This is a genomic window from Campylobacter sp. CCS1377 (assembly GCF_040008265.1).
In the GTDB taxonomy this organism is placed as follows: domain Bacteria; phylum Campylobacterota; class Campylobacteria; order Campylobacterales; family Campylobacteraceae; genus Campylobacter_D.
Genome location: NZ_CP155620.1, coordinates 1,025,679 through 1,052,523, shown reverse-complemented (window position 1 = coordinate 1,052,523; position 26,845 = coordinate 1,025,679). Strand labels below are relative to the sequence as shown.

The 26,845-nt window shown below is 29.2% G+C and carries 30 protein-coding genes and 1 tRNA gene; 29 read left to right on the top strand and 2 right to left on the bottom strand.

From position 1 onward, the window contains the following. The first annotated feature begins 41 nt into the window (after positions 1–41). From AAH949_RS05400 to AAH949_RS05340, 13 genes are all read left to right on the top strand, one after another. Positions 42–902, top strand: a complete 861-nt coding sequence (locus AAH949_RS05400) for an NAD(+) kinase (RefSeq protein WP_134239039.1) — start codon at positions 42–44, stop codon at positions 900–902. Next, the gene (locus AAH949_RS05395; RefSeq protein WP_348518161.1) at positions 902–2,425 is read left to right on the top strand and encodes an AAA family ATPase; all 1,524 of its coding nucleotides are present in this window, start codon (positions 902–904) and stop codon (positions 2,423–2,425) included. The genes AAH949_RS05400 and AAH949_RS05395 overlap by 1 nt, the downstream gene beginning before the upstream one ends. A 74-nt stretch (positions 2,426–2,499) precedes the next feature. Beyond that, on the top strand, positions 2,500–3,735 hold the full coding sequence (locus AAH949_RS05390; RefSeq protein ID WP_348518160.1) for a diguanylate cyclase: 1,236 nt from the start codon (positions 2,500–2,502) through the stop codon (positions 3,733–3,735). Then, a complete protein-coding gene (locus tag AAH949_RS05385) occupies positions 3,726–4,532 on the top strand; it encodes a TatD family hydrolase (RefSeq protein WP_348518159.1) in 807 nt (268 codons plus the stop codon). Before AAH949_RS05390 ends, AAH949_RS05385 begins: the two co-directional genes overlap by 10 nt. Further along, complete coding sequence (locus tag AAH949_RS05380) at positions 4,532–5,659, top strand: lytic transglycosylase domain-containing protein (RefSeq protein ID WP_134239043.1); 1,128 nt, start codon at positions 4,532–4,534, stop codon at positions 5,657–5,659. The genes AAH949_RS05385 and AAH949_RS05380 overlap by 1 nt, the downstream gene beginning before the upstream one ends. Further along, positions 5,604–6,431 (top strand): septal ring lytic transglycosylase RlpA family protein, encoded by an 828-nt coding sequence (locus AAH949_RS05375; protein ID WP_134239044.1) that lies wholly within the window; start codon positions 5,604–5,606, stop codon positions 6,429–6,431. The genes AAH949_RS05380 and AAH949_RS05375 overlap by 56 nt, the downstream gene beginning before the upstream one ends. Before the next feature lies 1 nt (position 6,432). After that, positions 6,433–6,921 carry an HAD hydrolase family protein gene (locus AAH949_RS05370; RefSeq protein WP_134239045.1) on the top strand — a complete coding sequence of 163 codons (489 nt, stop codon included), beginning with the start codon at positions 6,433–6,435 and terminating at the stop codon, positions 6,919–6,921. Positions 6,922–6,938: 17 nt separating this feature from the next. Beyond that, a complete protein-coding gene (locus tag AAH949_RS05365) occupies positions 6,939–7,415 on the top strand; it encodes a hypothetical protein (RefSeq protein ID WP_134239046.1) in 477 nt (158 codons plus the stop codon). 59 nt (positions 7,416–7,474) lie between these two features. Continuing rightward, positions 7,475–7,861, top strand: a complete 387-nt coding sequence (locus AAH949_RS05360) for an LptA/OstA family protein (RefSeq protein WP_243832618.1) — start codon at positions 7,475–7,477, stop codon at positions 7,859–7,861. Beyond that, positions 7,858–8,445: a ribosome biogenesis GTP-binding protein YihA/YsxC gene (gene yihA / locus AAH949_RS05355; protein WP_348518158.1), complete on the top strand. Its 588-nt coding sequence runs from the start codon at positions 7,858–7,860 to the stop codon at positions 8,443–8,445. The genes AAH949_RS05360 and yihA overlap by 4 nt, the downstream gene beginning before the upstream one ends. Further along, positions 8,445–8,939 (top strand): hypothetical protein, encoded by a 495-nt coding sequence (locus AAH949_RS05350; protein ID WP_134239049.1) that lies wholly within the window; start codon positions 8,445–8,447, stop codon positions 8,937–8,939. The genes yihA and AAH949_RS05350 overlap by 1 nt, the downstream gene beginning before the upstream one ends. Then, entirely contained in the window at positions 8,939–10,738 is a 1,800-nt protein-coding gene (gene mrdA / locus AAH949_RS05345) for a penicillin-binding protein 2 (RefSeq protein WP_348518157.1), read from the top strand. Before AAH949_RS05350 ends, mrdA begins: the two co-directional genes overlap by 1 nt. Next, positions 10,738–11,265: a rhomboid family intramembrane serine protease gene (locus tag AAH949_RS05340; protein ID WP_348518156.1), complete on the top strand. Its 528-nt coding sequence runs from the start codon at positions 10,738–10,740 to the stop codon at positions 11,263–11,265. The genes mrdA and AAH949_RS05340 overlap by 1 nt, the downstream gene beginning before the upstream one ends. Positions 11,266–11,467: 202 nt before the next feature. On the opposite strand, the gene AAH949_RS05335 is transcribed toward AAH949_RS05340, so the two are convergent. After that, positions 11,468–11,671, bottom strand: coding sequence for a hypothetical protein (locus AAH949_RS05335; protein WP_348518155.1), 204 nt, complete (start codon positions 11,669–11,671; stop codon positions 11,468–11,470). Between the two features lie 179 nt (positions 11,672–11,850). On the opposite strand from AAH949_RS05335, the gene AAH949_RS05330 reads away from it, so the two are divergent. From AAH949_RS05330 to AAH949_RS05260, 15 genes are all read left to right on the top strand, one after another. Next, a tRNA-Gly gene (locus AAH949_RS05330) sits at positions 11,851–11,925 on the top strand. Between the two features lie 129 nt (positions 11,926–12,054). Further along, positions 12,055–13,578 (top strand): hypothetical protein, encoded by a 1,524-nt coding sequence (locus tag AAH949_RS05325; protein ID WP_348518154.1) that lies wholly within the window; start codon positions 12,055–12,057, stop codon positions 13,576–13,578. Next, a complete protein-coding gene (gene hypF / locus AAH949_RS05320) occupies positions 13,559–15,745 on the top strand; it encodes a carbamoyltransferase HypF (RefSeq protein ID WP_348518153.1) in 2,187 nt (728 codons plus the stop codon). Before AAH949_RS05325 ends, hypF begins: the two co-directional genes overlap by 20 nt. A gap of 72 nt (positions 15,746–15,817) precedes the next feature. Continuing rightward, positions 15,818–16,576, top strand: coding sequence for a hydrogenase nickel incorporation protein HypB (gene hypB, locus AAH949_RS05315; RefSeq protein WP_348518152.1), 759 nt, complete (start codon positions 15,818–15,820; stop codon positions 16,574–16,576). Then, on the top strand, positions 16,576–16,857 hold the full coding sequence (locus AAH949_RS05310; protein ID WP_134239055.1) for a HypC/HybG/HupF family hydrogenase formation chaperone: 282 nt from the start codon (positions 16,576–16,578) through the stop codon (positions 16,855–16,857). The genes hypB and AAH949_RS05310 overlap by 1 nt, the downstream gene beginning before the upstream one ends. Beyond that, the gene (hypD, locus tag AAH949_RS05305) at positions 16,841–17,932 is read left to right on the top strand and encodes a hydrogenase formation protein HypD (protein ID WP_348518151.1); all 1,092 of its coding nucleotides are present in this window, start codon (positions 16,841–16,843) and stop codon (positions 17,930–17,932) included. Before AAH949_RS05310 ends, hypD begins: the two co-directional genes overlap by 17 nt. Then, positions 17,929–18,903, top strand: coding sequence for a hydrogenase expression/formation protein HypE (hypE, locus tag AAH949_RS05300; RefSeq protein ID WP_348518150.1), 975 nt, complete (start codon positions 17,929–17,931; stop codon positions 18,901–18,903). The genes hypD and hypE overlap by 4 nt, the downstream gene beginning before the upstream one ends. Beyond that, positions 18,903–19,247, top strand: a complete 345-nt coding sequence (hypA, locus tag AAH949_RS05295) for a hydrogenase maturation nickel metallochaperone HypA (protein ID WP_348518149.1) — start codon at positions 18,903–18,905, stop codon at positions 19,245–19,247. The genes hypE and hypA overlap by 1 nt, the downstream gene beginning before the upstream one ends. A 37-nt stretch (positions 19,248–19,284) precedes the next feature. Next, on the top strand, positions 19,285–19,479 hold the full coding sequence (locus AAH949_RS05290; RefSeq protein WP_348518148.1) for a hypothetical protein: 195 nt from the start codon (positions 19,285–19,287) through the stop codon (positions 19,477–19,479). Next, the gene (locus AAH949_RS05285) at positions 19,480–19,764 is read left to right on the top strand and encodes a hypothetical protein (RefSeq protein WP_348518147.1); all 285 of its coding nucleotides are present in this window, start codon (positions 19,480–19,482) and stop codon (positions 19,762–19,764) included. Next, positions 19,748–20,110, top strand: a complete 363-nt coding sequence (locus AAH949_RS05280; protein WP_348518146.1) for a hypothetical protein — start codon at positions 19,748–19,750, stop codon at positions 20,108–20,110. The genes AAH949_RS05285 and AAH949_RS05280 overlap by 17 nt, the downstream gene beginning before the upstream one ends. A gap of 77 nt (positions 20,111–20,187) precedes the next feature. After that, complete coding sequence (locus tag AAH949_RS05275) at positions 20,188–21,027, top strand: hypothetical protein (protein ID WP_348518145.1); 840 nt, start codon at positions 20,188–20,190, stop codon at positions 21,025–21,027. Next, positions 21,015–21,824, top strand: coding sequence for a hypothetical protein (locus AAH949_RS05270; RefSeq protein ID WP_348518144.1), 810 nt, complete (start codon positions 21,015–21,017; stop codon positions 21,822–21,824). Before AAH949_RS05275 ends, AAH949_RS05270 begins: the two co-directional genes overlap by 13 nt. A 45-nt stretch (positions 21,825–21,869) precedes the next feature. Beyond that, positions 21,870–22,205, top strand: coding sequence for a hypothetical protein (locus tag AAH949_RS05265; protein ID WP_348518143.1), 336 nt, complete (start codon positions 21,870–21,872; stop codon positions 22,203–22,205). Next, positions 22,195–23,268: a hypothetical protein gene (locus AAH949_RS05260; protein ID WP_348518142.1), complete on the top strand. Its 1,074-nt coding sequence runs from the start codon at positions 22,195–22,197 to the stop codon at positions 23,266–23,268. Before AAH949_RS05265 ends, AAH949_RS05260 begins: the two co-directional genes overlap by 11 nt. 98 nt (positions 23,269–23,366) lie before the next feature. Here the strand turns inward: AAH949_RS05260 and rpoD are convergent, their stop codons facing one another. Continuing rightward, entirely contained in the window at positions 23,367–25,250 is a 1,884-nt protein-coding gene (gene rpoD, locus AAH949_RS05255) for an RNA polymerase sigma factor RpoD (protein WP_134239062.1), read from the bottom strand. A gap of 750 nt (positions 25,251–26,000) precedes the next feature. On the opposite strand from rpoD, the gene AAH949_RS05250 reads away from it, so the two are divergent. Then, positions 26,001–26,834: a hypothetical protein gene (locus AAH949_RS05250; protein WP_348518141.1), complete on the top strand. Its 834-nt coding sequence runs from the start codon at positions 26,001–26,003 to the stop codon at positions 26,832–26,834. The last annotated feature ends 11 nt before the right edge of the window (positions 26,835–26,845 follow it).

Sequence of the window (26,845 nt, the reverse complement as noted above, 5' to 3'; positions counted from 1 at the left end):
TGTTTATTCTTTTGCTTAGCTAAGATTTGTTATAATTTTTTATGCAAAAAATAATTGATTATAAGAATATTAAAAAAATAGGGCTCGTAACGCGCCCAAATTCGAAACTAGACAAAGAGATTTTGAGCTTAAAAGAAATTTTAGAGCCAAGAGAAGTGGAGCTTTTGCTTTTAAAAGGAAGTTCTAAAGACTTAGAGTTAAAAACTTATGAATTAGATGAGCTTTTCAAAAAAAGTGATTTTATGATTTCTTTAGGAGGAGATGGGACTTTAATTTCACTTTGCAGAAAAGCTTATGAGTATGATAAGGCGATTTTAGGTATTCATGCTGGAAAATTAGGTTTTTTAACGGATTTTAAAGTTGAATACGCTAGAGAATTTTTTGATGATTTTTTTAAAGGGAATTTTAGAGTTGAAAAGCCTTTTATGCTAGATATTACATTGAAGGATAAAAAGGGAGAAGTAGTTCATAAAAATGCCTTTAATGATATTGTTTTTTATAGAAAACAAAGCTTGTCAATGGCACATATTGAAGTGTATCGTAAGGGTAAAATTTTTAATGAATATTTTGGCGACGGTTTAATTATTGCTTCGCCTGCAGGTTCAACGGCTTACAACTTAAGTGCAAATGGACCTATAGTTTATACTTTGGCTGAAGTTTTTGTTTTAACTCCTGTGTGCTCTCATTCTTTAACACAAAGACCTATAGTTTTACCGCGTGGTTTTGAACTTGAAGTTGGAGCTAGAGATTGTATTTTTAGTATCGATGGACAAGAGAATTTTAATGTCGATGAATTTGAAAGTATCAAAGTAGGTTTGAGTGATAAAAATGTCGCATTGATCCATCCTAAAAAAAGGGATTATTTTCAAATTTTAAAAGAAAAATTAAATTGGGGTTCTTAATGATTAATAGAATTTTGATGAAAGATAATTTAAGTTTTACAAAAGCTGAACTTGAAATTTCAAAAGGGCTTACGGTATTTACGGGTTTAAGTGGAGCTGGAAAATCAGTGCTTTTTAAAGGAATTTTGTCTGCTTTTGCTTTGGCTGAGAGTGAGGCTAAATTTGTGGAGCTGGAGCTTGATGATGAATTAAATTTGGAAGAATACGGCATAGAAAGCGAAGAGAATAATGTTTTTAAGTTTTTAAAAGAAAAAAACACAAAATATTTTATCAATAATCAAAGCATAGCCAAAAAAAGTCTTCAAAATTTAAGTAAAAGCTTTGTTAAATATTTAAGTGCAAAAGAAAGTAATGAATTTAGCAATGAAAAATTTTTAGCACTTTTAGATGCTTTAGAATGTGATAAAAATCCTAAATTTGCAAAATTAAAAGATAATTTTATAAAAGAATTTGAGTGTTTTAGTGCTGCAAAAATGGAGCTTGAAAAAATCATTGATGAAGAAAAAAAGATAGAAGAGCTTAAAGAACTTGCACAAAATCAGATTGAAAAAATTTCAAGTATTAATCCCAAAATAGGTGAATACGAAGAGCTTTTAAGTCTGAAAAAAAAGCTTTCAAAAAAGGATAAATTAGAAGAAGCTTGGGCTAAGGCAAGTGGAATTTTTGAATTTGAACAAGCTGTTGTAAATGCTTTGAATTTAAGTGAGGTTGATGGCGAATTTTTTAGTGAGTGTATGAATGAATTGCGTGTGATTGCCGAAAATCAATCTTTGGAAGAACTTGAATGCGATATTGAAGCCATTTTAGATAGGATAGAAAATTTATCTTTTCTTGTAAAGCGCTATGAGAGCATTGAAAACGCTTTGGAGGTTTTAGAAAATAAGAAAAAAGAATTGGAGCATTACGAAAATTTAAGTTTTGAGAAAAAAGATCTTGAAAAAAAACTTGGTATTTTGGAAAAAAACTTAAAAGAATATGCTAACTCTATCACTCTTGCCAGAAAAAATAATTTAAAAAAATTACAAAATTATCTTAATGAGTACTTGAAAAATCTTTATATGAAAGAAGCAAATTTAGAGCTTATCGAGTGTGATAAAATTTCGATTTTAGGGCAAGATGAGATTAAACTTAGTATCAATGAAGCACAATTAAAAAATTTAAGTTCCGGAGAGCTTAACCGCCTAAGACTTGCTTTTATTGCGACAGAATGCAAAATTTTAAATTCGGGAAAAGGCATTATATTTTTAGATGAAATTGATGCCAATTTAAGTGGAAAAGAAGCCATGAGTATTGCTAAAGTTTTAAATGAGCTTGCTTTGTTTTATCAAATTTTTGCCATTTCTCATTTGCCACAGCTTTCATCTGCAGCCAATAATCATTTTTTAATCGAAAAAAAAGGCAAAGAAAGTTTTGTTAAAAAATTACAAACACAAGAACGGGCTTATGAGCTTGCAAGAATGGTAAGCGGGGAAGTTGTAAGTGATGAGGCTTTGGAATTTGCTAAAGCTTTATTAAAAAATTAAGTTTTTTAAGTAGTAATTAATGTTATACTTCCGAAAATATAATGAAAATAACTTAATTGGGATTTTTAGTTTTTATGAATAAAATTTTAGTTGTAGATGATAACAAAACTCTTGCAAAGCTTTTTGCTAAGAAGATAGAAGCGGTTTTGGAATTTAGCTTAGATGTTGCATTTGATATTTCGCAAGTGCAAGAGTATATCGCTAAAGAAAAATATATTTTATGCTTGTTGGATGTACATTCATTTCAAGCTCAAGAAGAATTAGTGAATTTGTGTTTTAAAAATAAGATTCCAAGCATTATTTTAATTAATGATTATAATGAGAAAAAATATACGCATTTTTGGGAAAAACAAGTTGTTGATTTTATCATTAAAGATGATTCTTGTGTTGAAAAAATTATAGAAAGTATTGCTGATTTTTGCAATTATCAAAAAAGAAAGATCATTTTAGCACTTTGTAATAATAATGAAAGAAATGAAATTAAAAATTTTTTAAATAAAAAGGGATTTGAAATTTTAGCTGCAGCACATGGCGAAGAAGTTTTGAATTATTTAGAATTTCATCCAGATGTAAAAATGATTATTTGCGATACTAAAATGCCTGTAATTAATGCTTATGATCTTTTAATTCATATTAGACAAAAATACAATCAATCAGAGCTTGGACTTATAGTATTAAATGATGATAATGATGCCGAGCTTAAGCTTTTAAAGCAGGGTGCAAATGATGTTTTAAATAAGCCTTTTTCTATGGAGTTACTTTCATATAAAATAATGCAAAATTTTAAAAATATGCAAAATTTAGAGCTTGTAAATAAGTATTCAAATTTAGATTCTATTAGTGGGTTGCAAAATTCTCAAGCCCTAATGAAAGAATTAGAAAAATATTTTTATCATCTTAAAGAATATCAAGAAGAATTTGCCTTTGCGTTTCTTGATATTGATAAACTTAAAACTATTAATGAAGAATATAGCTATGAAATAGGAAATAAAGTTATCAAGCAATGTGCTAAAGAATTAATTAGCGAAACTAAAGGACGTGATATTATAGGGCGCTATTCGCCTGAAAAATTTTGCATTTTATTAAAAAATATTAACAATGAAAGAGCAATTAAAATTTTTTCTCATATTCGGGTGAATATCAAGAGTACAAAAGTTGCTGATTTGCTTGATGATTTGTATTTTAGTGTTTCTATAGGGCTTTGTTTTGGGAATGCGCAAAGTTCTTTAAGAGAGATGATGCAAAAAGCAGAAAAAGCTTTATTTGAGGCGAAAAATAATGGAGGAGATAGGGTAGAGGTATGTTTTTAGGACTAGATTATAAAAATAGTGAGAGTATTATTGATACACATTGTCATTTAGACGATGAGAGCTATTTTGGGGATTTAGATGAAATTATAAAACATTCAAAACAAAATAAAATTGAAAAAATCATTATTCCAGGCGCCGATTTAAGCCATTTAAGTCGTGCCAGAGAAATTTCTTACAAATATGATTATGTTTATTTTGCAGCAGGCGTTCATCCCTATCACTGCGATGAATTTGATTTAGAATATCTTAAAAAATATTCTTACGATGAAAAATGTGTGGCTATAGGTGAATGCGGTTTGGATTACTTTTACCTAAAAAGCGAAAATGAGAGTGTAAAGCAAAAACAAAAAGAGATTTTTAATATACAACTTGAACTTGCTCGAGATGCCAGAAAGCCAGTGATTATTCACAGTCGTGATGCCAATGATGATACTTATCAAATTCTAAAAAAATATGCTAAAGATTTAAAAGGTGGGGTGATTCATTGTTTTAATGCAAGCGAACATTTATTGCGTCTTAGTGATGAAGGATTTTATTTCGGGATTGGCGGGGTTTTAACCTTTAAAAATGCAAAAAATTTAGTTGAAATTTTACCTAAGATTCCAAAAGACAAGCTTTTATTGGAAACTGATGCGCCTTATCTTACTCCAACGCCTTTTAGGGGTAAGCGTAATCATCCCATTTTGACGCATTTGGTTGCAGATAAAATGTCTGAAATTTTAAATATAGACCGTCAAGAATTGATACAAATTTGCACTAAAAATGCTAATGATTTGTTTTTTCAAGGAGTAAAATGATGAAAAAAATATTATCTATTTTAACTATTGCTTTTAGCATTAAGGCAGCTATTTTTACTCCAGAGCACTATCAAAAACAAGTAGATATTTTAAGAAATTTAGATATAGATCCAAGTTATATGAGTGATTTAATTTTTTTAGAAGATAAAAATCTACTTGAAAATACACATGGAGGAAACCTTCAAGCTTTAAAGTCTTTTGATTTTGCACCTTCAATACGCAAAATGATTTCTCAAAAAGAGATGCCAGAAGAGATTTTGTATTTAGCGATTGTTGAATCAGGTTTAAAAATACATAGCACTTCAAGCGCTAAAGCTGTAGGTATTTGGCAGCTTATGAAACCTACGGCGAAAAGTTTTGGTTTAAGAATTGATCCTTATGTGGATGAAAGACGAGATCCTTTTAAATCCACTCAAGCTGCACTTGAATATCTTAAACAACTTAAACAAGAATTTGGAAAATGGTATTTGGCTATTTTGGCTTATAATTGCGGACACGGCAAGTTAAGACAAGCTATTAATGAAGCAGGAAGTGATGATTTATTTGTTTTGGTTGATCCTGAAAAAAGATATTTACCTTTAGAAACTAGGATGTTTATTAAAAAAATCATTACTTTGGCATTTTTGGCTAATAATAGTGATTATTTGCTTTCAAATAACGCGGCTTTATTTAATTATGCCTTATTTAATAATTTTGTTGAAATAAAAGTGCCTTCAGCGGTGGCTTTAAAGGAAATTTCTGATATGATAGAGCTTGATTTAAAAACCTTTAAACGCTATAATCCGCAGTTTAAATATGATTTTACTCCACCCGATAAAGAATCTTATGTTTATATTCCTATCGATAAATTGGCACTTTTTAAGGAAAAATTTGATCCTAAAAAAATGACAAAGGTGGATACCACTATTCCAAAAACAAAAATTTATATTGTAAAATCAGGAGATTCTTTGTATAAAATTGCAAAAAAACACAAAATCAGTGTTGCAACCATAAAAGAATATAACGAGCTTAAGGGTTCACATCTAAGCATTAATCAAAAATTGGTTTTGCCTATAATGAAGGAGAAAAATAATGATAATTATCAAGCAAAAAACAAAAATAAAGACACTCATATCGTTAGCCGCTAGTTTTAGTATTTTGGGTTTTAGTGGCTGTTCTAGTTTTGTTTCAAGCACACCAAGCGTGTATTATCCAAGTAGAGATTTTAAAACAAATACTAGTACACCAAGTGGCGCAAAAGGCACTATGAAGCCTTATACTATTAATGGAAAAACTTATTATCCAACAGTGGTTGAAGTGGGGGAAGTTGCTGATGGTGTTGCGAGTTGGTATGGACCAGGTTTTCATGGAAAAAAAACATCAAATGGCGAAACTTATGATCAAAATGGTCTTACAGCAGCGCATAAGACTTTGCCGATGAATACCATGTTAAAAGTGACTAATTTAAATAATCAAAGACAGGTTATCGTAAGAGTAAATGATCGCGGTCCTTTTGTGGCAAATCGTATTATAGATTTATCCAAAGGTGCGGCCAGTGAAATTAATATGATACAAACAGGCACAGCTCCAGTAAGACTTGAAGTTATAGGCTTTGCATCAGGAGCAAATTCAAATATTATCCATTCAAATGCAAATACAGCAGGTGGAAATATCACTCATAATGGACAAGTTTATGAGGGTGGTAAATTTATGGTTCAAATTGGAGCTTTTAAAAATCCAGAAGGTGCAAATTATATTGCAGGCAAATATAAAACTTATAGAACTTATTCTTCAGTTGTTAAAAAAAGTTCTATAGACGGTTTAAATAGAGTATTTTTAACAGGATTTAGAAGTGAAGAAGAGGCTAGAGATTTTGCGAGCAGTGGAGCATTTAGTGGAGCATTTGTCGTAAGGGAATAAAATGATAGAATTGATTATTTTAGATATTGATGGCTGTATGACAGATGGAAAAATCATCTATACTTCAAGCGGTGAAGAAATAAAAGAATTTGATGTTAAAGATGGTGCAGCCATTGAAGCTTGGCTTAAACTTGGTAAAAAAATAGCCATTATCACAGGTAGGAATTCAAAATGCGTAGAACTTCGCGCAAAGGCTTTAAAAATAGATTTGCTTTATCAAGGAGTAAAAGATAAGCTTGCTTGTGCTAAGGAAATTTTGGCAGATTTAAGGCTTGAATTTAGTCAGGTTGCTGCTATAGGAGATTATTATAATGATTTAAAATTGCTTGATGCGGTGGGTTTAAGTTTCAAACCCAATGACGCACATGAGGCTTTAAAAGTAGATTTTACTTTAAATCAAAATGGTGGAAAAGCGGCCGTAGCGGCAATGATAGAAAAAATTATTGATATAAATAATATGCAAGAAGAATGGAATAAACTTTGGTTATAAAAATCTTTGGGATTTTGATGAGTTTATTTGCTATTATTTTGGCAATCTTAGGCACTCAAGATCCTTATATGTTTAATTTTAAGTCTTATAATTTAGATATAAAAAATATTCAAGCTAATGAAATTACTGTTTATGAGTTGAATTCAAGTTCGGTAAATTCTAGTTTTATGGCATTAAGTTGGAGTCGCTATAAAGATAAAGATGTTTTTTATGATTTTAAAGCATTTTATCCTGATTATAATGTAAGTAGTTTGGTTTTAAATATTTTTGAAGATAAGGCCGAGTTTCAGGGAAATGTAAATTATGAAGATATTAATCAAACTCGCATCAATGCGCAAGAAGTTTTTTATAATATTAAAGATAAAAATATTACCAGTGATAAGGAATTTTATGTATATAAAGGCACTGATATTATTTTCGGACAAAAATTAGAATACGATATGATAAATAAAAAATTAAAAATAATGGGAGCAAAAGCGTGGCTTGGCGAATAATAATTTTATTGTTTTTTGGGATTTTTGGTTTGAAGGCAGCGCCGGTTGAAGTAACGGCTATGAATTTTTTTTCAGATGAAAATAGCGGACAAAGCATACTGAGTGGAAATGTGTTCATTAAAAAAGAAGGAGATGTGTTAAACTCGGATAAAGTGGTTATTTACACAGATAAAAACAAAAAACCTATAAGATATGAAGCTACTCAAAATGCTCGTTTTGAAGTGAGATTGAAAGATAAAAGCTATAAGGGAAGTGGCGATAAATTTATTTATTATGTGAATTCTGATATTTATGAAATCATAGGCAATGCTTATATTATCGAGCTAGAAACCAAAAGAAAAATTTTTGGCGATAAAATTATTGTAGATAAAAAACAAAAAATTTATAAGGTAGAAAGTTTTAATAAAAAACCTATAAGATTTGTTTTTGATGTAGAAGAAAAATGATTTTAAGTGCCAAATTTATCACTTCAGCACCAAAATTTACTTATGAGCTTTTAAGTTCTCATTCTCAAGTGGCTTTTTTGGGGCGTTCTAATGTTGGAAAAAGCTCTTTAATTAATGCCTTGTGCAAACAAAAACAATTGGCTAAAAGTTCAAGCGTTCCAGGTAAAACCCAGCTTATAAATTTTTTTGAAGTTTTATGTAAAAAAGAGGAAAAATTTTCTTTAATTTTTGTGGATTTACCAGGATTTGGTTATGCAAAAGTTTCGAAAAATTTAAAAGAAATTTGGAATAAAAATTTAGATGAATTTTTAAAGCTTCAAACCAGCATTAAGCTTTTTGTGCATTTGATAGATTGTAGGCATTTTGATTTAGATATCGACACAGAAGTTGATATTTACTTAAAAAGCTTTCTTCGAGAAGATCAAGAAATTCTTAAGGTTTTTACTAAAATAGATAAATTAAATCAAAGTCAAAAAGCCAAGCTTAAAAAATTATATCCAGATTCTTTATTTGTATCAAATTCAAAGAAAATAGGATTGGAAATTCTGGAAAAAACCATTATTGATAAGGCTTTGGGCTTATGATGGAAAAAAAATATAAAAGCTATGATAATGCTTCTATTGTTGGTTATATTGTTTTACTTGGCTTTTTTGTTGTATATCAAATTTTTACTTCAATTTTTGCCTACATGCCTATTTTATTTGGAGTGCTTTTTTGTTATATGTGTTATTTGCTAAAAGAGCAAGAAAAAAGCTTATATCAGCTTGATTTTAGGTGGTATTTTGCTTTAGCTTATTTGGTATTTATAGATATAGTGCATAATTTTTATATTTTTTCATCTTGGATTGCTTTTTTTGTTTTTTATTATGTTTGTGCGGATTGGATAAAAACAAATTTAAAAATTGGAAAATTAGTTCCTGTGATTTTTGTTGTTAATGCTTATGTTTTTGTTTATTTATTTGATGCGGTTTTGTCTTATATTGATAATAAAAGCATTAAAGATTTAAGTTTTGAATATTTGATTTTTATTATTATAGAATCTTATATTTCTTATGTGTTTTTTAAGGATAAGTTGTAATGAGAATGCGCGTAGTGATAATTTTTATTATCATATTTTTTATTTTGCTTTTATCAAGAATTTATTACTTAAGCATTAAATCAAATGTATATTATGAAGAAATGGCGCAACAAAACGCTATTAAAACACAGTTTCTTGCTCCAGTGCGAGGTGAAATCTCGGATGCAAATGGCAAACTTTTAGCGACCAATGATTTGGGTTTTAGTATCTCAATTAAGCCATATTTAAGTTTAAGAAAGTCTTCGTATGCTCTTTTACAACATGAGATCGAGGAGCTAACAAATACTTTTAAAGATTTAAATGCTACTGTGCTTTATAGAACCTATAAAAAAAATGACTCTTATTATAATCAAGATTATGTAGAAGTTGTAGATTTTATAGATTATGCGACTATGATACCGCATTTTTCAAGATTGAATTTAAGGGAAAATATCAGAATAAAACCAGCCGTAAAAAGACAATATCCCTATAAGGCTTTAGCTAGTCATATCATTGGTTATGTTGGTAAAGTAAGCTTAAATGATATTAGCGAAAATGAAATTGCTAAACTGACTAATTACATTGGAAAAAGTGGGGTAGAGCTTTATTATAACGAAGTTTTGCAAGGTGAAAAAGGAGTAAGGCAAGTTAAGGTAAATGCTTTAAATCAAGAGCTTGGGGAGCTTTTTTATAAACAGGCTAATTCAAAAGATATACAATTAAGCATTGATATAGAGTTACAAGAATATCTTGCTAAACTTTTTTCAGATAACGCTGGAACAGCCATTGTAATGAATTTAGAAGATGGTAGCATTTTAGCAGCAGGGAGTTTCCCAGAATACGATCTAAACCCTTTTGTTACAGGAATTTCTGTAGCCGAGTGGAAAAAGCTATCCAATAGCCTTGATCATCCTTTTACCAATAAATTAGTCAATGGTCTTTATCCTCCTGGTTCGGTTGTGAAAATGGGTGTGGGTTTATCTTTTATGGGACAAGAAAATATTAATGCCTCTACCCAATTTTTTTGTTCAGGCTCTATAGAGCTTGGTGGCAGAAATTTTAGATGTTGGAATCGTGCAGGACATAAACAAGTAGATTTAAAATCTGCCATTAAGGGAAGTTGTGATGTATATTTTTATGAGGCTGGACTTAGGGTTGGCATTGATCAAATCAGCTCCATGATGAGTCGCATAGGTTTTGGGGTAAAAACTGGAGTAGATTTGCCTAATGAATTTGTGGGAACCGTACCAAGTAGAGAATGGAAAATGCTTAAATTTAATCAACCTTGGTATCAAGGAGAAACTTTAAATACTAGCATAGGACAGGGTAATTTTTTGGTTACTCCTATGCAAGTGGCAAAATATACCGCTGCTATAGCTAAAGGCGTAGAGATTACTCCTACTTTACTTAAAAGTATTGATAATAATTTAACTCAAAGTAAGCAAAAAGAAGAAATTTTCAATGTTTTTGAAAAGTCCCAACTTCCGCTTATCAGACAGGCTATGTATGAAGTGGCAAATGAGCAAGGTGGCACAGCCTATCGCTATTATAAAGATCTTCCTTTAACTGTAGCAGCCAAAACAGGAACAGCCCAAGTGGTTGGATTTTCTCAAGCCGAAAAACAAAGGATAAAAGAAGAAGATTTTAAATATTATTTAAGATCGCATGCGTGGATTACAAGTTATGCACCTTATCAAAATCCTAAATATGTAGTTACTGTTCTTGTCGAACATGGAGGACGCAGTCTTTCTGCAGGTCCTATAAGTGCTAAAATTTATGAAAAACTCATTGAAATGGGTTATTTACAAAGGAAAAATTAATGGCGGTCATTGTTTTAATTGCTATAAATATTTTATGTTTTTTACTTATTTCTAGTGCTTATAATGCTTATTTTGGTCTAAATCTTTTAATGCTTGAAAAGGCTTATTATTGGCAAGTTTTAAGCTCTATGTTTATCCATGCAAATTTAACTCATTTGATTTTAAATATGATGGTTTTGTATCAATTTGGCACCATTTTAGAAAGATGGCTTGGAGCTATGAAATTTTTTGTTTTGTATTTTTTGGGTGGTTTATTGTGTTCTTTGCTGAGTTTTGTTTATATTTATTTTGAATTTACAATGACTCAAGAAGTTGTTAATGTTGTTGGAGCTAGTGGGGCAATTTGTGTTTTGATGGGTTATTATGCTTTTTTAGATAAGAATAGCTTAAAAGGTTTGCTTATTGCCATTTTACTGATAAGCTTTTTGCCTTTGTTAATGGGTGTTAATATTGCTTGGTATGGGCATATTTTTGGTTTTGTTTGTGGATATATTTTGGCTAGAATTGGTTTTTTGCAACGAAGATAATATTGTTTTGAAATATGTAAATTTTAACTCTGTATAAAATTAAAATTAAATTAGTCAAATTCGCCTATTAATCAAGGAAAAGTTTATATAAATAGGGCTATTTGTGTTAAAAATTATAAAGATTTATGATTCTTAAAGAATTTACAAACAACTTATAGCTCATAATATTATTTTGCCTCAGTAAAATTAATACACTCAAGTTTTAAGTTATAAGCCCTGCTATATAATACGCCTTGAAAAAAGATGATAAAAGTGCTAAATGTTCTGAGTGGATATAGCAACACAAAGAATCTTTATGCGTTACAACTATTTTTAATAACCAACTTTTTAAATAGATATCCTTCAGTCGCCTTGTTCCTTTAGGATGACAAAAGTCGCTTAGTGCTTTTGTTTTACTTAGAATCACAAAATTACTCCTTGTAGGATAACAGAAGATGTTGCGTTTATTATTTAGGAGATGAAGAATTGCTTAAATCCCTCATCAAAGACTCAGAATGGTGTGTAACACTTGATAAATTTGTCTGTCTAAAAGTATATACTTCAAATATTTTTAAGTTTATTTTGATAGAATTAGAACTTTATTTTGCGGGAATAGCTCAGGGGTAGAGCACAACCTTGCCAAGGTTGGGGTCGCGAGTTCGAATCTCGTTTCCCGCTCCACTTTTTATTCGATTTTTTTCATCTAATTTAAAAATTTAACATCTACTAAGTAAAAGCTTTTGAAAAAACTAAGACTTTTTAAGCTCATATTTGTTACTATAAAAATTTATTTTAAAAAAAGGTAACAAATTGGTTTTAAATTTTAGTTTTGAATACACAGCAGATAATGATATTTTTGAATATATTTTGCAAAATTATGCTAAAAATTATACATATAATTTTACAAAAAATCAAAATACTTATAAACTTCAAATTAAAGGTAATGAGCAAGAACTAAAGACTTTTTGTGATTCTTTGCAAAACATAAGTAATAGTATTTTTTTAAGGAAATTTGATGTGAGTACGGGCGAAGATTTTGATATTTTTTGCAATTTTAAAGAGGAAAAATTTACTAAATTTGCTTATTTGACACATAAAAATTCAAGCACTTATGCAGAAAAAAAAGAACTTCTAACCAATGAATGGGGCGTGTTTTGTGAGTGTGAATTTTCAAGTGATTTAAATGAATTTTATAAAATCAATGAAGAAAATTTTAATGATTTGCTAAAAAAAGCCTTTGATTTGTTAATTCAAGAAAAAGGTATTTATCTTAAAGATGATAAAGGTATTTATGAATTTGCTTTATTTAACAATAAATTTGATTGTGATTTTTTACTGCCTTGTGATATAAAAGCGATCAATTCAATTTTTATTTGTTCTAACGAAAATTTAAAACTTCTTGCAAGTTTGGAAAAGCCTTTGATGAAATTAAGATTAAATGTTATGTTTAGAAAAAATCACAATCTTGATTTTAGTGATTTTAAACTAAGGCTAGCAAAGGATTTATTTAGCTTTGCCTTAGGACTTAAACTTTTTCAAAATGAGTATAAGTTTTTAAGTGTTAAAAAAATTCAAGATTATCAAAATGATTTTGAAATTATGAGTTTAGATGATAATATCGTCGTTTTGGAGGGCTTTGAGTTTATTAACCCAAAAGCTAAAGAGCTTATTTTTTCAAAAACTGATAAAAATATGGCAAGAATTTCTTATATTTTAAGTCGTTTTGATGAAAGGGCTTTGATTTTAGAACTCAGTAAAAATTATGATGATATTTTGCTTGTAAATAAAGAGTTGAATTTACTTAAACTTTCTTTACCAAAAGATTCTAAAGAGCTTTACGAAGAAATCAGAAAAGATGAAATTGGCGCAAGGCTTTTAGAAAATTTTGCTAAAGAATTTCCGCTTTTAGATGAAAATTTCGAGCTAAAAAATAATTTTTATTCTTTGCTTGGTTTGGTGGGCAGGGTGCTAAATTTGGATGAAAATTTAAAAAAGGCTGCGGATATGCTTTTAGAAATTGCCGATGAGTCAAAAATGCCACGTGGAGTAAAGATTGATTATCGTTTTAAAGAAGATAAAAGCTTTGATTATACAAGGACTTTGCGTTCGGTTATGAGTTTCATGTTAGCTGGGGTTGATAATGCAAATATCGCTTATGGAGCGGTGGAGAGTTTGGCTTATTTCTTGCGCGATGTGTATGATGATTTAAGAGAGAAAAAGCAGTGTGAGATAGCTGTTGTTAGTGGATCTTTGTTTGAGCATAAAGCTTTACTTAAAAATACTTTAAAACACCTTAAAAATTGTCAGTTAAGTGATGTGCCACTTTGGATATAAGATAAGAATTTCTGGGCTTGTTCAAGGGGTAGGATTTCGCCCAAAAGTTTATGAACTTGCCTTAAATTTAAAGTTTTTTGGAGAGGTTAAAAATGATGGTTTTGGTGTGGAGATTGTTCTTTCTTGCACCAAAGAAAAATGCGAAAAATTTATTTTTTTGTTAAAAGAAAATTTACCCCCTTTAGCAAGGATAGATAGCATTGAAATTTCACAAGTAAAGCTAAAAAAATACACAAATTTTAGTATAGAAAATTCGCTTTCTAATGCTAAAAGTGTGCCAATGCTTAGTGATTTTGCACTTTGCAATGAGTGTAAAAAAGAATTTTTTGATAAAAAAAATAAGCGTTTTTTGTATCCTTTTATTACTTGTACGCATTGCGGGCCAAGATTTAGCATTATAAAAAACCTTCCTTATGATAGAGCAAATACGACTATGGAAAAACTGCCAATGTGTGAGTTTTGTAAAAGTGAATACGAAGATCCCAAAAATAGGCGTTTTCATGCACAACCTATTAGTTGTCCTAAATGTAAAATAGATATTTTTTTGAAAAATAAAAAGGGCGAAGTTTTAGCCCACGATGAAAAGGCTTTTAAAAAATGTGCTAAGCTTTTAAAACAAGGTAAAATTTTAGCCATCAAAGGAATGGGCGGCTTTCATTTGATGTGCGATGCCTTTAATGAAAATGCTTTAAAAGAATTAAGACTTAGAAAAAATCGCCCTAAAAAGCCCTTTGCTTTGATGTGTGAGAATATAGATGAGGCTAAAAAGCTTTGTTTTATTGATGAAAACGAAGAAAAACTTTTAAAATCTATTTTAGCGCCTATTGTGATTTTAAAAGCCAAAAAAGCTTTTTCTTTAATCGCACCTGATGTTGATAAACTGGGCATTACGTTAGCTTATACTCCGCTTCATCTTTTACTTTTTAAACATTTTAAAGGCGTTTTAGTCGCTACAAGTGCAAATTTAAGTGGTGAAAGTATTATAAAAGATGAGAAAAATTTACTTTTAAAACTTGGCAATGTTTTTGATTTTTATTTAGACTATAATAGAGAAATTCATAATGCAAGCGATGATAGCATAGTGCAAGTGATAGATGGAAAAACTATGTTTTTACGCACCTCAAGGGGTTTAAATCCTATGTATTTGGATTTTAAAAGTGAAAAAAAAGGCACTTTTTTAGCTTTGGGGGCTGAGCTTAAAAATGAATTTGTGATTTTTTATGAAAATAAACTTTTACTTTCTCCTTATATAGGGGATTTAAAAAGTGTTGATGTGTATGAGAGATTTTTTTCTTTGCTTGATTTTTTTAAACAAAGTTATGATTTAAAATTTGATCAAATTCTTTGTGATAAGCACCCAAATTTTAGCTATGCAAAAGAATTTCAAAATACTTATAAAATTCAGCACCATTATGCACATTTTTGTGCTGTTTATTTTGAGTATGAAAAAGAATTTATCAAAGATGAAAAAGCACTTGGTTTTATCTTTGATGGCACGGGTTATGGCGATGATAAAAGTATTTGGGGTGGTGAAATTTTCAAAGCTAATTTAAAAGAATATGAAAGAATTGCGCATTTTAAAAGCTTTAAACTTATTAATAGCGATATAAAAAATATACAAAATTTAGCCTTAAGTCTTATTTGGGCGTATGATTTAGAAGAAAAAGCTTCGCATTTTTTAGCAAAAATTCCTAAAATAAAACTAGAAAATCTTAAGAAAATTTATGAAAGTTCTACACTTCAAACAAGTTCTTTAGGACGCATAATTGACGCTTTTGGGAGTATAGTTTTTGATATAGAAAAAATTTCTTACGAAGCACAAATTGGCTTAATGTGTGAAGCATTTTATGATGAAAATTTAAACTTTTCTTATGAAATTTTGATTAAAGATGGAGAAATTGATTTTAAAGAATTAATCATCGGAGCTTTAAAAGATGATAAAATAAAGGCAATTACAGGAATGTTTAATGCCTTGGCAAATTTCATTGTGGAATTTAGTAAAAATTATGATTTAAAAGTACTTTTAAGTGGCGGAGTTTTTCAAAATAAAACCTTGCTTGAAATTTTAAAAGCTAAAAATTTTAACTTTTTTGTGCCTTTAAAATTTCCTTGTAATGATAGTTCCATAGCCTTAGGACAAATGGTGCATTTTTTAAAAAAGGATTAAAAAGACTAAAACTCATTAAATTTTAATGCTTTTAAAGATAAAATCGAAAAAAACTTTCAAAAGGAGCATAATATGTGTAAAGATTGTGGTTGTTCTATCAATTCAAGTCACACGCACGAGCATACTCACTCGCATGATCATCATGCGCATACTCACGAAAATCCAAGCTTAAAAGAAAGTAAAACCATAGAAGTAATTTCTAAAATTTTAAGCAAAAACGACGAACAAGCAAAGCATAATAGAGAGCATTTTAATGAAGCAAATGTGCTTTGCATTAACCTAATGAGTTCCCCAGGAAGTGGAAAAACCACACTTTTAGAAAGCACTATAAAAACTTTAAAAGATGAGCTTAAAATCGCGGTGATTGAAGGGGATTTAGAAACCAATAATGATGCTTTAAGAATTAAAAACGCAGGGGCTCCCTCTTATCAGATCACCACGGGACAAAGTTGTCATTTAGATGCTTTTATGGTTCATGAAGCTTTACATCACTTAGCCATTGATGATACAGATTTGCTTTTTATCGAAAATGTAGGCAATTTAGTTTGTCCTGCAAGCTATGATTTAGGAGAGCATTTAAATGTGGTTTTGCTTTCAGTAACCGAAGGTAGCGATAAACCACAAAAATATCCTGTAATGTTTAAAAAAGCAGATATTGTGTTAATCACAAAGGCTGATTTAGCGCACCATTTTGACTTTGACATGAAAGAAGCAACTAAATTTGTAAAAGAGCTAAGCCCTAGAGCTGATATTATCGCAATTGATGCTAAAAATGGCACCAATATGGAGCTTTGGTATAAATTGCTTAAACTTAAAAAGGAGCTTTTTTAATGTGTTTATCTATACCATCTGAAATTTTAGAAATTGATGAGTTTAATAATGCCTTAGTGCAAACCTTAGGCGTAAAAAGAAAAGTGAATTTAGATCTTATTGATGAGCCTTTAACAAAGGGCGATTATGTGTTAATCCATGTGGGCGTTGCTATGGAAAAAATCGATAAAGAGGCTGCATTAGAGAGTATTAAAACCTACCAAGAAATAGTAGAAAAAATGAATAGTGGAGAAATAAAAGAAAATGAAGGGGATTTGGGTTTAAATGAATTTCATCGATGAATTTAGAGATAAAGAAAGCATTTTAGCTTTAAAAAAGCTTATAAAAAAAGAAGTTAAAAGCCCTATTAATATCATGGAAATTTGTGGCGGACACACGCATAGCATTATGAAATACGCTTTGCCTTCCATTTTACCAAAGGAGATTAATTTTATCCATGGGCCAGGTTGTCCAGTTTGTGTAATGCCAAGAGAGCGTATTGATACAGCCATAAAGCTTGCTTCTATGTCAAATAGTATTTTTTGCACTTTAGGAGATCTTTTAAGAGTGCCAGGAAGTGAGAATTCATTGCTTGATTTAAGGGCAAAAGGAGCTGATGTAAGAGCACTTTATACCCCGCTTGAGGTTTTGGAAATTGCTAAGCAAAATCCTAGCAAAAATATCATCTTTTTTGCCATAGGTTTTGAAACAACAACGCCTATGAGTGCTTTACTTCTTGAAAAAGTGATAGAACAAAACTTAAAAAATGCCTTTTTTCATATCAACCACATTAGCGTTCCAGAGCCAATAGAAGCGATAATGAGTGATGAAAATGTAAAAATCAATGCTTTTTTAGGACCTTCTCATGTGAGCGTGATTACGGGTTGTGGAATTTATGTGCCTTTAGCGGCTAAGTTTAAAACTCCTATCGCGGTGAGTGGTTTTGAACCGGTTGATATTTTAGAAAGTGTTTTAAATATAGTAAGACAGATTAATGAAAATAAATCCCAAGTTTTTAATCAATACAAAAGAGCAGTAAGCGAAAAAGGCAATGTAAAAGCACAAAATTTGGTCAAAAAATACTTCGAAAAATGTGATTTTGAATTCCGCGGTTTAGGACTTATAAAAAATGGTGGACTTAGATTAAAAGATGAATTTAGTGCTTTTGATGCGAGTAAAAAATTTGATTGTGCGGTGCAAAGCAAAAATGAAAGTAAAGCTTGTATTTGCGGACAAATTTTAAGAGGTTTGGCAAAGCCTTATGATTGTAAAGTTTTTGGCAAAGCTTGCACTCCAAAAAGTCCTATAGGAAGTTGTATGGTTTCAGGCGAGGGGGCATGTGCGGCTTATTATAAATATTCAAAGGTGAATGCATGAAAAATATTTCTTTAGCCCATGGGGGTGGCGGAGAAGAAATGAGTGAGCTTTTAAACAAAGTTTTTAAGCTTTTTGATAATGAAATTTTAAGTGCCACAAATGACGCGGCGATTTTGGGAAATTTGGCATTAAGTACGGATTCTTTTGTATTAAGTCCTGTGATTTTAGATGATGAAATAAATATAGGAAAGCTTTGTGTTTGTGGCTCGATAAATGATGTTTTAATGGTGGGTGCAAAGCCAAAATACCTTAGTTTGGGACTCATCTTAGAAGAAGGTTTGGAAATTCAAAAATTAGAAATAATTTTAAAAAGTATCAAAGAAGAATGCGATAAATGCAGTGTAATGCTAGTATGTGGCGATACTAAAGTCGTACCAAAAGGTAAGGGCGATGAAATTTATATCAACACCACAGCGCTTGGCGAAATTATCGCCAAGAAAGAGACTAAGAACATTAAAGCAGGGCTTAGTGTGCTAGTTTCTGGCGATATAGGAAGACATGGGGCTAGTGTTTTAATCAAAAGAAATAATCTAGAAGCGAGTATAAAAAGTGATTGTAAGGCTTTAGATAAAGAAGTTTTAGAGCTTTTAGAAAATGGTGTTAAAGTCGTAGCTATGCGTGATGCGACGCGCGGGGGTTTGAGCGCGGTTTTAAACGAGTGGGCGAAGCAAAGTGGGAATGATTTTTTAATTTTTGAAGAAAAGATAAAAATACAAGATGAAGTTTTGGGGCTTTGTGAGCTTTTTGGTTATGAGCCTTATGAATTAGCAAATGAAGGCACTTTCATACTTTGTGTGGAAAAAGAAGATGAGATAAAAGCTTTAGAAATTTTGCAAAAATACAATGAAAATGCAAGTATTATTGGTGAAGTTTTAGAAGAAAAAAAAGCACGCGTGATTTTACAAAATGCTTATGGAGCTAAACGCTTTTTAGAAAGCCCAAAAGGCGAACTTTTACCGAGAATTTGCTAATGCACGAACTCAGTATTGTAGAGTCTTTAATAGAGCTTTGTGAAGAAAATGCCTTAAATAACAATGCTAAAAGCGTGCAAGAAATTTATGTAAAAATAGGGCGTTTAAGTGGTATAGAAGTAGTTCTTTTTAAGCGTTGTTTTGAAACCTTTAGAGAAAATTCAGCACTTTGCAAAAATGCTAAGCTTTTTATAGAGCTTGCGCCGCTTGAAATTTTATGCTTAAAATGTGATGTGCTTAGCATTTTAGAAGAAAATGTTTTTAAATGCCCAAAATGTCAAAGCGTGGAGTATAAAATCACCCAAGGACAGGACTTACACTTAATGCGACTTGTGATGGAGTGAAACTTGCTTAAAATATCAAAACAAATTTCTTATTGTGTTGATTTTTATCATAATTATTAGTAATGCTTATGAGTTTATCTATGAAGCTTTAGAATTTAAAAAAGCAAATGAAAATAAAGCAAGAGAAAATCTTAGTGCTTTAATCAAGTGGAGTGAAAATGAAGGCAAAGAAGAGTTAGAGTATGCTAAGAATTTAAGCAAAGAAACTTACAATCAAGAAAAAGTTACATAAATGATTATTAAAAATCTTAAGATGATACAAGCTAGTATTGAAGATATGAAAACTTTAAGCTCTCACTATCCCGTAGAAGAAGATGTTGAGCTTATGAGACAAGCAGGGCATGTTACAACAAATTCAAATACTGATATTATACTTTATCTCTTATATAATGAAAGAAATATTACAAATCATAAAACTTATTTTTTATTTGATAAAGAAAGATTTAAAATTTTTGAAGATTTTTTATTTTTTTTTAAATACTCGTTTAGAAGAAGATTTTTTGCAAAAAGATATTAATAAGTTTGGTAGCTTTGATATAATTACAATTGGAATGTATATTAATGCTCTAATTGGCTATAATCGTGGATCTACTGATATGTATTTGAGTGAATTTTCTCAAGATTATATTTGTGATTTAAATACCCCTAAAACTATAACAATTTTAAACGGTATGAGCAAAATTGATTTTACTTCTGATAGAATTTTGTTATTTTTTAATAAAGAATTAGAAAAATATACTGATGATTACTCAAAAATGCAATTGGAAAAAATGATCTATATTGTTAAAAAACTCAAACTCGGTCAAAAACAAATCAATGAACTTAAATCCATACAATCTAAACTAAAAGAGTGTAAACAATGAATGAAGAATTGCAAAAAGAAAATAAAAGAGAATTAAACGAAACAGAAAAGGATTTGCAAATTTATTTAGGAGTATAAATGAAAAAACTTCAGTTTTTATTTGACACAAAATTAAAAAAATTAGCTTGGATTATAGCTATATTGTTTATCGGATTTATAGGATATAAAATACTTTTTTATACTGAATTTAAAAATGGTTATACAAAAGTGATTTTACGTTCTAATGCAACACTTAATCAAAATTGGTATTGTATAAAAGAAGGTAGGAGGCTAGATAGAAATGAATTATTTGAAAGAGCTACTAAAGATTTGCTTGAAAAGCTTTACAACGAAGTGCATGATACATTAACTACAAATGCTGATGGAGAATGGCTTTATAGCGATAATTGCTATTATAGAAGTAAAGAAAAAGCAAAAAAATCTCTAAATTGTCAATTTTATAGCAATGGTAAGCAATTTAATGCAAATGATATTGCAAAACAAATTGATTTTAATAAAAGCAAACAGGAAAATCTTAAAAAAATAATGCAGGATTTTAATATTGTAAGACCTTTTGAAGAAGAAGAAATCTTAACAGATGATTTAAAGCTAAAATATTCTTTATTTTTAGCAAATAACTTATACGATTATATTTTTATCCCTTATGATATTGACTTTATTGTAGTTGGTGGCGATACCGATTATTATTCAAAATTTGGTTATACTACTTATGCTTTAATGATACAAAAGTTCTACATTGAAGACGATTATGACACTAAATTTAAAAAAGGTGATTTAGAGTATTTAAATGGTAAGCATTATATATATTACCCTATTACAAATTGTGGTGAGGTTGAAATGCGTTATGATTTTGATCCTCCTAGATTATATTATCAGTTATTTTATGATATGCAGTGGAGAGATGAATGGCATCGTTAAATTTAAAAGGTGATTGGAATAAACCCTTTTACAAACTTAAAAGATTTTATATACCTTGTGGTGTGCTTGTAGTTTTGATTATTTTTACAAGCTTAGCTTATCATTTTTTACATCGCCCTTTAGAGCTTATTTTTTGGAATAGGTATTATTATGAAAAAGAAAATCAAATTAGAAAAGATATATCTAAATTATTCTGGAACAACGAAGAAGAATTTAAAAAAGTTTTTATAGAACAAAACCTAAATCAAGAATTAAAAACAAATCAAAAAGAATTGTTAAACTATATGCATTATTTCAAAAGAGATTTTAAATTTATGCAAATTTTAGGCTTGGATAATGCTTATCTTAAAGCCCTTAGAAACAAAGTAAGCGTATTTGGAGAACAAAGCAATAATAACCTTTATTATTTTTATCTCGCGTATAATAGCACTGATTTAGAAGAAATTAATAATTTTATAAATGTTGTAGATAAATATACCATTTTTATTAATGAAATAAATGCATTGCCTGATACTAATATTTATACACCAATGAAAGTAATTTTTACTGCGGATTATTTTCTTTTTAATGTTGTTCCATTTGGAGCAAGTGTAGATGAAAACTTTATTTGCTCTATACTCAAAAAAGAACAATTATTAGAAAATATGATTAATTCTTATGTAAAAATGGATTTATTATATAAAACAAAACTAAAAGCTGAAATTCAAGAAATTATGTATCAAGCAATCTATGGTAACAAAGGATGTAATCATTTCATAAATATCGCCAAAGGAAGATTAAATGCATGTAGAAAATAATTTAAATTTTTAAAGATAAAAATTTCGGCTATATTGGAGAAATAAATGTCCCTTTATAAAGAATGTGAAGTTTGTAAAACAAAAATCAATAAATTGCAAAATATTTGGAATATATTCTCAGGCAAATTAGAAATCAAATGTAAAAATTGTAAAAATAAATATCGTGCTTCTAATAAAGTTATAGATTGGATATATGGTATTTTTGAATATGTATCAATTGATCCAAACAGTATGTTTTTAATTATAATATTTTTTGGCGGATATTTTTTTATTAAATATGGATTATTTTGGTTATTAGCAATAATTATTCTTGCTAGAAAATCAGTCAATATTATTTTACTTCTTCTTTGCAAATTAAAAAGGATAGAAAATGAAAAATAAGCTTTTAAAAAGAGTATTAAAATTATGTTTTTTTACATTTTTTATTTATAACACTGCTTATGCTTTATGCACTGATGAATTGAGTGATGAAGATTTAAAATTTATACAAAATACAAATTTAAATCAAGTTAATTTTAAATGCAATATAAACAATCAAACATACTACTATAACAACCTTACTCAAAAAGAATATTTACAAAACTTAGAAGAACTTAAGGCAATTTTTAATCTAAACAAAGAAGAATTAAAAACACTAAGCTATATCATCTATCTCAATGAGGCACTTTTTTATCTAAAACTTGATTTGAATTTTTTTAAAAACTTTTTTTCTGCACAAAAAAATGATATTTCAAACCTTGAAAACTTAAGAAATTCTCACTACAAACAAATAGAAAATAGCCTGACATTAAGTCAGAAAGAAGAATTACAAAACTCTTTTGTTTTAGCAGATCAAATTTTACAAAAAAACAAAATTGCAAAAGATTATATTAATATTTCTTCCAAACTTATAGAACAGAGTAAACAAGAAAATAGAGAAATTTTAAACTATATTGAAAATTCAAACAAAGATATTTTCTCTCTTAAAAACATCAATCAATTAATATTCCTTTATAATGCAAATTTGCTTATAAATGAAGCTAAAAATTATCCACAAAGATTAGTTCTTGCTTACGATAAAAATGAGGCATTAAAACTTTTAGAAATACTTTTAGAAACAATGTATAAAATTCCAAACAAAGAAGATAAGCTCGTGCTTTTACAAAGTGCTTTGATCACTTACGATAAAGCAATATCGAGCTTAGATATTAATCTACCACTGAATGAACAAAAATATAAAAAAATAATAAAAAGAAAAGAATATATTATTTTAATGGGACGATTTTTTCAAAGCGATGCGTTTGCTTATTTTAATACAAATATTAAAAGAAAATTTGATTTTAAAGATGATTTTATTCAAATTTTTCCAAAAAGAACGAGTGAAATTTTAAAACTCATTGCAATTTACAATCAAACAAAAAAAACTTTAATGCTTACAAAAGAAGCTTTAAAATATAAGGAATAAAATAGGTTTGATGTAAGATAAATACGCAATAATTTAAATCATTTGAAAATCATCTTTTATGCGTTAATAATCAGTCAAAAGATGATTTTTGTTTAATATTATTTCCAGCCTTCAATGTAGTTTTTAAGCTTTCTTCCTACTTTTGGATGTTTTAGTTTTTTTATCGCAGAACTTTCAATTTGCCTTACTCTCTCTCGCGTTACATTAAGTTCTTTGCCAATTTCTTCTAAAGTTCTATCGCTTTCATCATCCATCAAACCAAAACGCATACGAATAACGGCTTTCTCTCTATCATTAAGTTGATCTAGCACATCATCAATTTGCTCTTTTAAATCATCTTTTAAAATATGATCCATTGGCGAAAGCGAATTTCTGTCTTCCACAAAATCTCCAAATTTTCCATCCTCTTCAGCACCTATAGGCGCTTCTAGTGAAATCGGTTCTTTAGTGATTTTAATAACTTGTTTTACTTTATCAATACTCAAACCTACTTCTTGTGCTATAACGCTAACATCGGGTTCTTTGCCATCTTTTTGCAAATGTTCTCTTATGATTTTATTGATTTGATTGATTGTTTCTATCATATGAATTGGAATTCTTATAGTTCTTGCTTGATCAGCAATTGCTCTTGAAATCGCTTGTCTGATCCACCAAGTTGCGTAGGTTGAAAATTTATAACCTCTTTTATACTCAAATTTATCAACCGCTTTCATAAGGCCGATATTACCTTCTTGGATAAGATCTAAAAACGGCAATCCACGATTTGTGTAGCGCTTGGCTATACTTACAACAAGACGCAAATTTGACTTTGCCATCCTAGCTTTTGCATCGTCTGAGATATTTTTACCCCTTTTGATTTGCTCTAAAATTTCTTTTAAGGCGTCTTTTTCTAAGTCAAAAGAATTTTGACTTGCTTCTTTGGTTTGGAAAAGTTTTTTAATCTCCATATAAGTGCTAACCATAGTTGTCTCTAAGGCTAATTCTGAAATTTCTTCTTTGCTAAGTTTGGTAATATCTTTTAGAATATTTGCATGGCGTGTTTTGAGTTCTTCTGAAAACATTGGTAAGCGATATTCTAAGCGCTTAAGCTCTTTATCAAATTCATCATCGCTTTTCAGCGCAGTTTCCATAGATTTCACTATTTCAGAAATGAGTTTAGAAGTCGGACCAAGATCCATTAATTTTTCTTTTAGTATGTTTTTCTTAAAGGTAATGCTGAGTTTATTTAAAAGTTCATCGTCGCTTTCTTTGCCTATTTCTTTGGAAATTTTTAACCAATCTTTTTTTGCTTTTTCTAAGGCTTTAAATTTTTCTATGACTTTTAGCGTTCTTTCATCTTCTTTTTTGTTTGGAAGTTTTGTATTTTTTTTGCTTTCTTCATTTTCCTCATCAACATCTTCAAGCTCTTCATTTTCCTCATCAACATCTTCTTCATCGAGTTTGTCATCATTTTTTTCTTCATCTTCAAAACTTTTAAAAAGCTCTTTAACGCGTCTTTCACGATTAATTAAAGGTTCTTTATAATCTAAAATAAAATCAATCAAATAAGGCACAGAACAAAATGCATCGATAATTATATCTTCTCCAAGTTCTATTCTTTTTGAAATTTCAATTTCTTCATCTTTACTAAGCAAGGCAATTTGCCCCATTTCTCTTAAATACATTCTCACAGGAGAATCTGAGCGACTCCACTCCAAAAGATCGTTTTCATTGGCAAGATCAAATTCATTTTCTAAACTGATATCTTGTAATTTTTGTTTTTCTTCTTGGAGTTTTTTTGCCTCTTCTATATTTTTCATTTTGGCGATTTCAGCAGATGAATAAAGTTTAACATTGTATTTTTTCATTAAGCTTTGAACTTTTTTTGCTGTGCTAGTTGTTGGAACTTTAGCTAAAAATTTTACTAATTTTTCATAAGTAACATAGTCTTTCGCATTTTCTTTAAAAAGTTCTTCTAATTCATCAATTTGCTTATCTGCCATTTATTTTCCTTTGGATTGTTTTGTTAAAAGCTTAAGATTATACCTTTTTTGTCTTAAAAACATATAAAAATTAAATTTAAAGGAAAAAAGCAAAATAATTAAGAGAGTTTGCAAGAAATTATGGTGGAATTTATATTTTTGATAAAGAGATAAGAGAAGAGATATTGGAAAAAAGATAAAAATTTTGTAGTAAATATTTGGATAGCGAAATCAAAGTAGGAAATGAAACTCATTTTGTAAATTCTACCTACTTAAAAAACAAATTCCCTCAAGTTCTTTCTAATAGTTGTAAATATTATTGCAATGATTATAATATGGAAGAACATTAGGTTGTGATGGCATTAATAAATATAAGAAAAATTAAAAAACAAGGCTACTAATGTATGAGAAATAAGCCAAATATAAAACTTTATAAATGAAAGAATGCCGATTTAGTTATTCTACAAATTTAAATGAGAATATGCTTGAGAAATTTCTAAAAAATATAAAAATAATAGGATAAAATGATGGATGAAGGACTTATTTTGAAAACCTTGTTTCAGCAGAATATATAGGATTAATGCATAAAGAAAATTCAAGCAATCAGCTATCAAATCAATCATTTAGTGATATAAAATTTAGTCTTTAGAATACGATGAAACAGTTCTGCCTACAGAATTAGAGTGTTGCTATAATGAATTTAAATACTATCAAAAAAGAAATAATGAAATAGCAACACTAGGTTGGGCTGTCAGTTATCAGCTTCAAGTATTGTGGCAAAATAGCCCTAAGATAGACACTATACAAAACTATCAACTCCCTATAAAACAAACTAAACCAAACAATCCCCAAGCAGAACAAAGACTAAAAGAAATACAAAATTTCTTACAAAGTAAAGGTATAGAACCCCTTATTTTACACTACACTCCTTATCCAAACAACACACAAACCCAAGAAATGAAAAAACTAAGGCAAAATTCAGAGCGTTTTTCTCGCCATGTAGATAATAAAATAAATGAAGTAAGAGAAGAAAAGCGTTCTATTAAATTTTACACTACACTAGATTGGGATAAGTTTTATTCTCATTTCCCTATAATAAAAAGACTAAGTAAAAAATTTCATACAAAAGAAGACATATACACTCAAAATTTTGCAAACCAAATAGAAAAAATTTTAAGAAAAACTCATAATATTTTAACATTAAAAAATTTGCCCCAAGGAGAATATAAATTTGATTTTGCAATCGATATAAAAGAAAATCGAAGTGACAAAAATGAAGAATCTTATATCATCATTAAAGAAGATGATGAAATTCCAAAAGATTATAAACGCGTTTTAGCTTGCAAACCTTATGAGCTTGATACTTTAAATTGTCAATATATAGGTGTGGACGATGATGAATTTTTACAGCAAGCTTTACAAATTATAGATATTAATATTAAACAACAATTTGATATAGATTTTGCAACAAAAACTTTAATTAAAAATGCAACAATTCCAAATAAAATTTATTTTACATATAAAGATTATTATCATGCAATACAAGATCTATCCCTTTATGCTTGCAGCGGTAAATTTTCTTTTAATTTTGTTCCTTCGAAATAAAGGCAATGTGC

What these genes read in the sequence shown, in the direction of transcription:
- AAH949_RS05390 (WP_348518160.1), top strand. Translation starts at nt 2,500, where the DNA reads ATGAATAAAATTTTAGTTGTAGATGATAACAAAACTCTTGCAAAGCTT.
- yihA (WP_348518158.1), top strand. Translation starts at nt 7,858, where the DNA reads ATGATTTTAAGTGCCAAATTTATCACTTCAGCACCAAAATTTACTTAT.
- hypE (WP_348518150.1), top strand. Translation starts at nt 17,929, where the DNA reads ATGAAAAATATTTCTTTAGCCCATGGGGGTGGCGGAGAAGAAATGAGT.
- hypD (WP_348518151.1), top strand. Translation starts at nt 16,841, where the DNA reads ATGAATTTCATCGATGAATTTAGAGATAAAGAAAGCATTTTAGCTTTA.
- AAH949_RS05340 (WP_348518156.1), top strand. Translation starts at nt 10,738, where the DNA reads ATGGCGGTCATTGTTTTAATTGCTATAAATATTTTATGTTTTTTACTT.
- AAH949_RS05395 (WP_348518161.1), top strand. Translation starts at nt 902, where the DNA reads ATGATTAATAGAATTTTGATGAAAGATAATTTAAGTTTTACAAAAGCT.
- AAH949_RS05375 (WP_134239044.1), top strand. Translation starts at nt 5,604, where the DNA reads ATGATAATTATCAAGCAAAAAACAAAAATAAAGACACTCATATCGTTA.
- AAH949_RS05360 (WP_243832618.1), top strand. Translation starts at nt 7,475, where the DNA reads ATGAATTTTTTTTCAGATGAAAATAGCGGACAAAGCATACTGAGTGGA.
- hypF (WP_348518153.1), top strand. Translation starts at nt 13,559, where the DNA reads ATGTGCCACTTTGGATATAAGATAAGAATTTCTGGGCTTGTTCAAGGG.
- rpoD (WP_134239062.1), bottom strand. Translation starts at nt 25,250, where the DNA reads ATGGCAGATAAGCAAATTGATGAATTAGAAGAACTTTTTAAAGAAAAT.
- AAH949_RS05385 (WP_348518159.1), top strand. Translation starts at nt 3,726, where the DNA reads ATGTTTTTAGGACTAGATTATAAAAATAGTGAGAGTATTATTGATACA.
- AAH949_RS05310 (WP_134239055.1), top strand. Translation starts at nt 16,576, where the DNA reads ATGTGTTTATCTATACCATCTGAAATTTTAGAAATTGATGAGTTTAAT.
- AAH949_RS05370 (WP_134239045.1), top strand. Translation starts at nt 6,433, where the DNA reads ATGATAGAATTGATTATTTTAGATATTGATGGCTGTATGACAGATGGA.
- AAH949_RS05275 (WP_348518145.1), top strand. Translation starts at nt 20,188, where the DNA reads ATGAAAAAACTTCAGTTTTTATTTGACACAAAATTAAAAAAATTAGCT.
- hypA (WP_348518149.1), top strand. Translation starts at nt 18,903, where the DNA reads ATGCACGAACTCAGTATTGTAGAGTCTTTAATAGAGCTTTGTGAAGAA.
- AAH949_RS05265 (WP_348518143.1), top strand. Translation starts at nt 21,870, where the DNA reads ATGTCCCTTTATAAAGAATGTGAAGTTTGTAAAACAAAAATCAATAAA.
- AAH949_RS05285 (WP_348518147.1), top strand. Translation starts at nt 19,480, where the DNA reads ATGATTATTAAAAATCTTAAGATGATACAAGCTAGTATTGAAGATATG.
- AAH949_RS05400 (WP_134239039.1), top strand. Translation starts at nt 42, where the DNA reads ATGCAAAAAATAATTGATTATAAGAATATTAAAAAAATAGGGCTCGTA.
- AAH949_RS05270 (WP_348518144.1), top strand. Translation starts at nt 21,015, where the DNA reads ATGGCATCGTTAAATTTAAAAGGTGATTGGAATAAACCCTTTTACAAA.
- AAH949_RS05350 (WP_134239049.1), top strand. Translation starts at nt 8,445, where the DNA reads ATGGAAAAAAAATATAAAAGCTATGATAATGCTTCTATTGTTGGTTAT.
- AAH949_RS05260 (WP_348518142.1), top strand. Translation starts at nt 22,195, where the DNA reads ATGAAAAATAAGCTTTTAAAAAGAGTATTAAAATTATGTTTTTTTACA.
- AAH949_RS05365 (WP_134239046.1), top strand. Translation starts at nt 6,939, where the DNA reads ATGAGTTTATTTGCTATTATTTTGGCAATCTTAGGCACTCAAGATCCT.
- hypB (WP_348518152.1), top strand. Translation starts at nt 15,818, where the DNA reads ATGTGTAAAGATTGTGGTTGTTCTATCAATTCAAGTCACACGCACGAG.
- AAH949_RS05380 (WP_134239043.1), top strand. Translation starts at nt 4,532, where the DNA reads ATGAAAAAAATATTATCTATTTTAACTATTGCTTTTAGCATTAAGGCA.
- mrdA (WP_348518157.1), top strand. Translation starts at nt 8,939, where the DNA reads ATGAGAATGCGCGTAGTGATAATTTTTATTATCATATTTTTTATTTTG.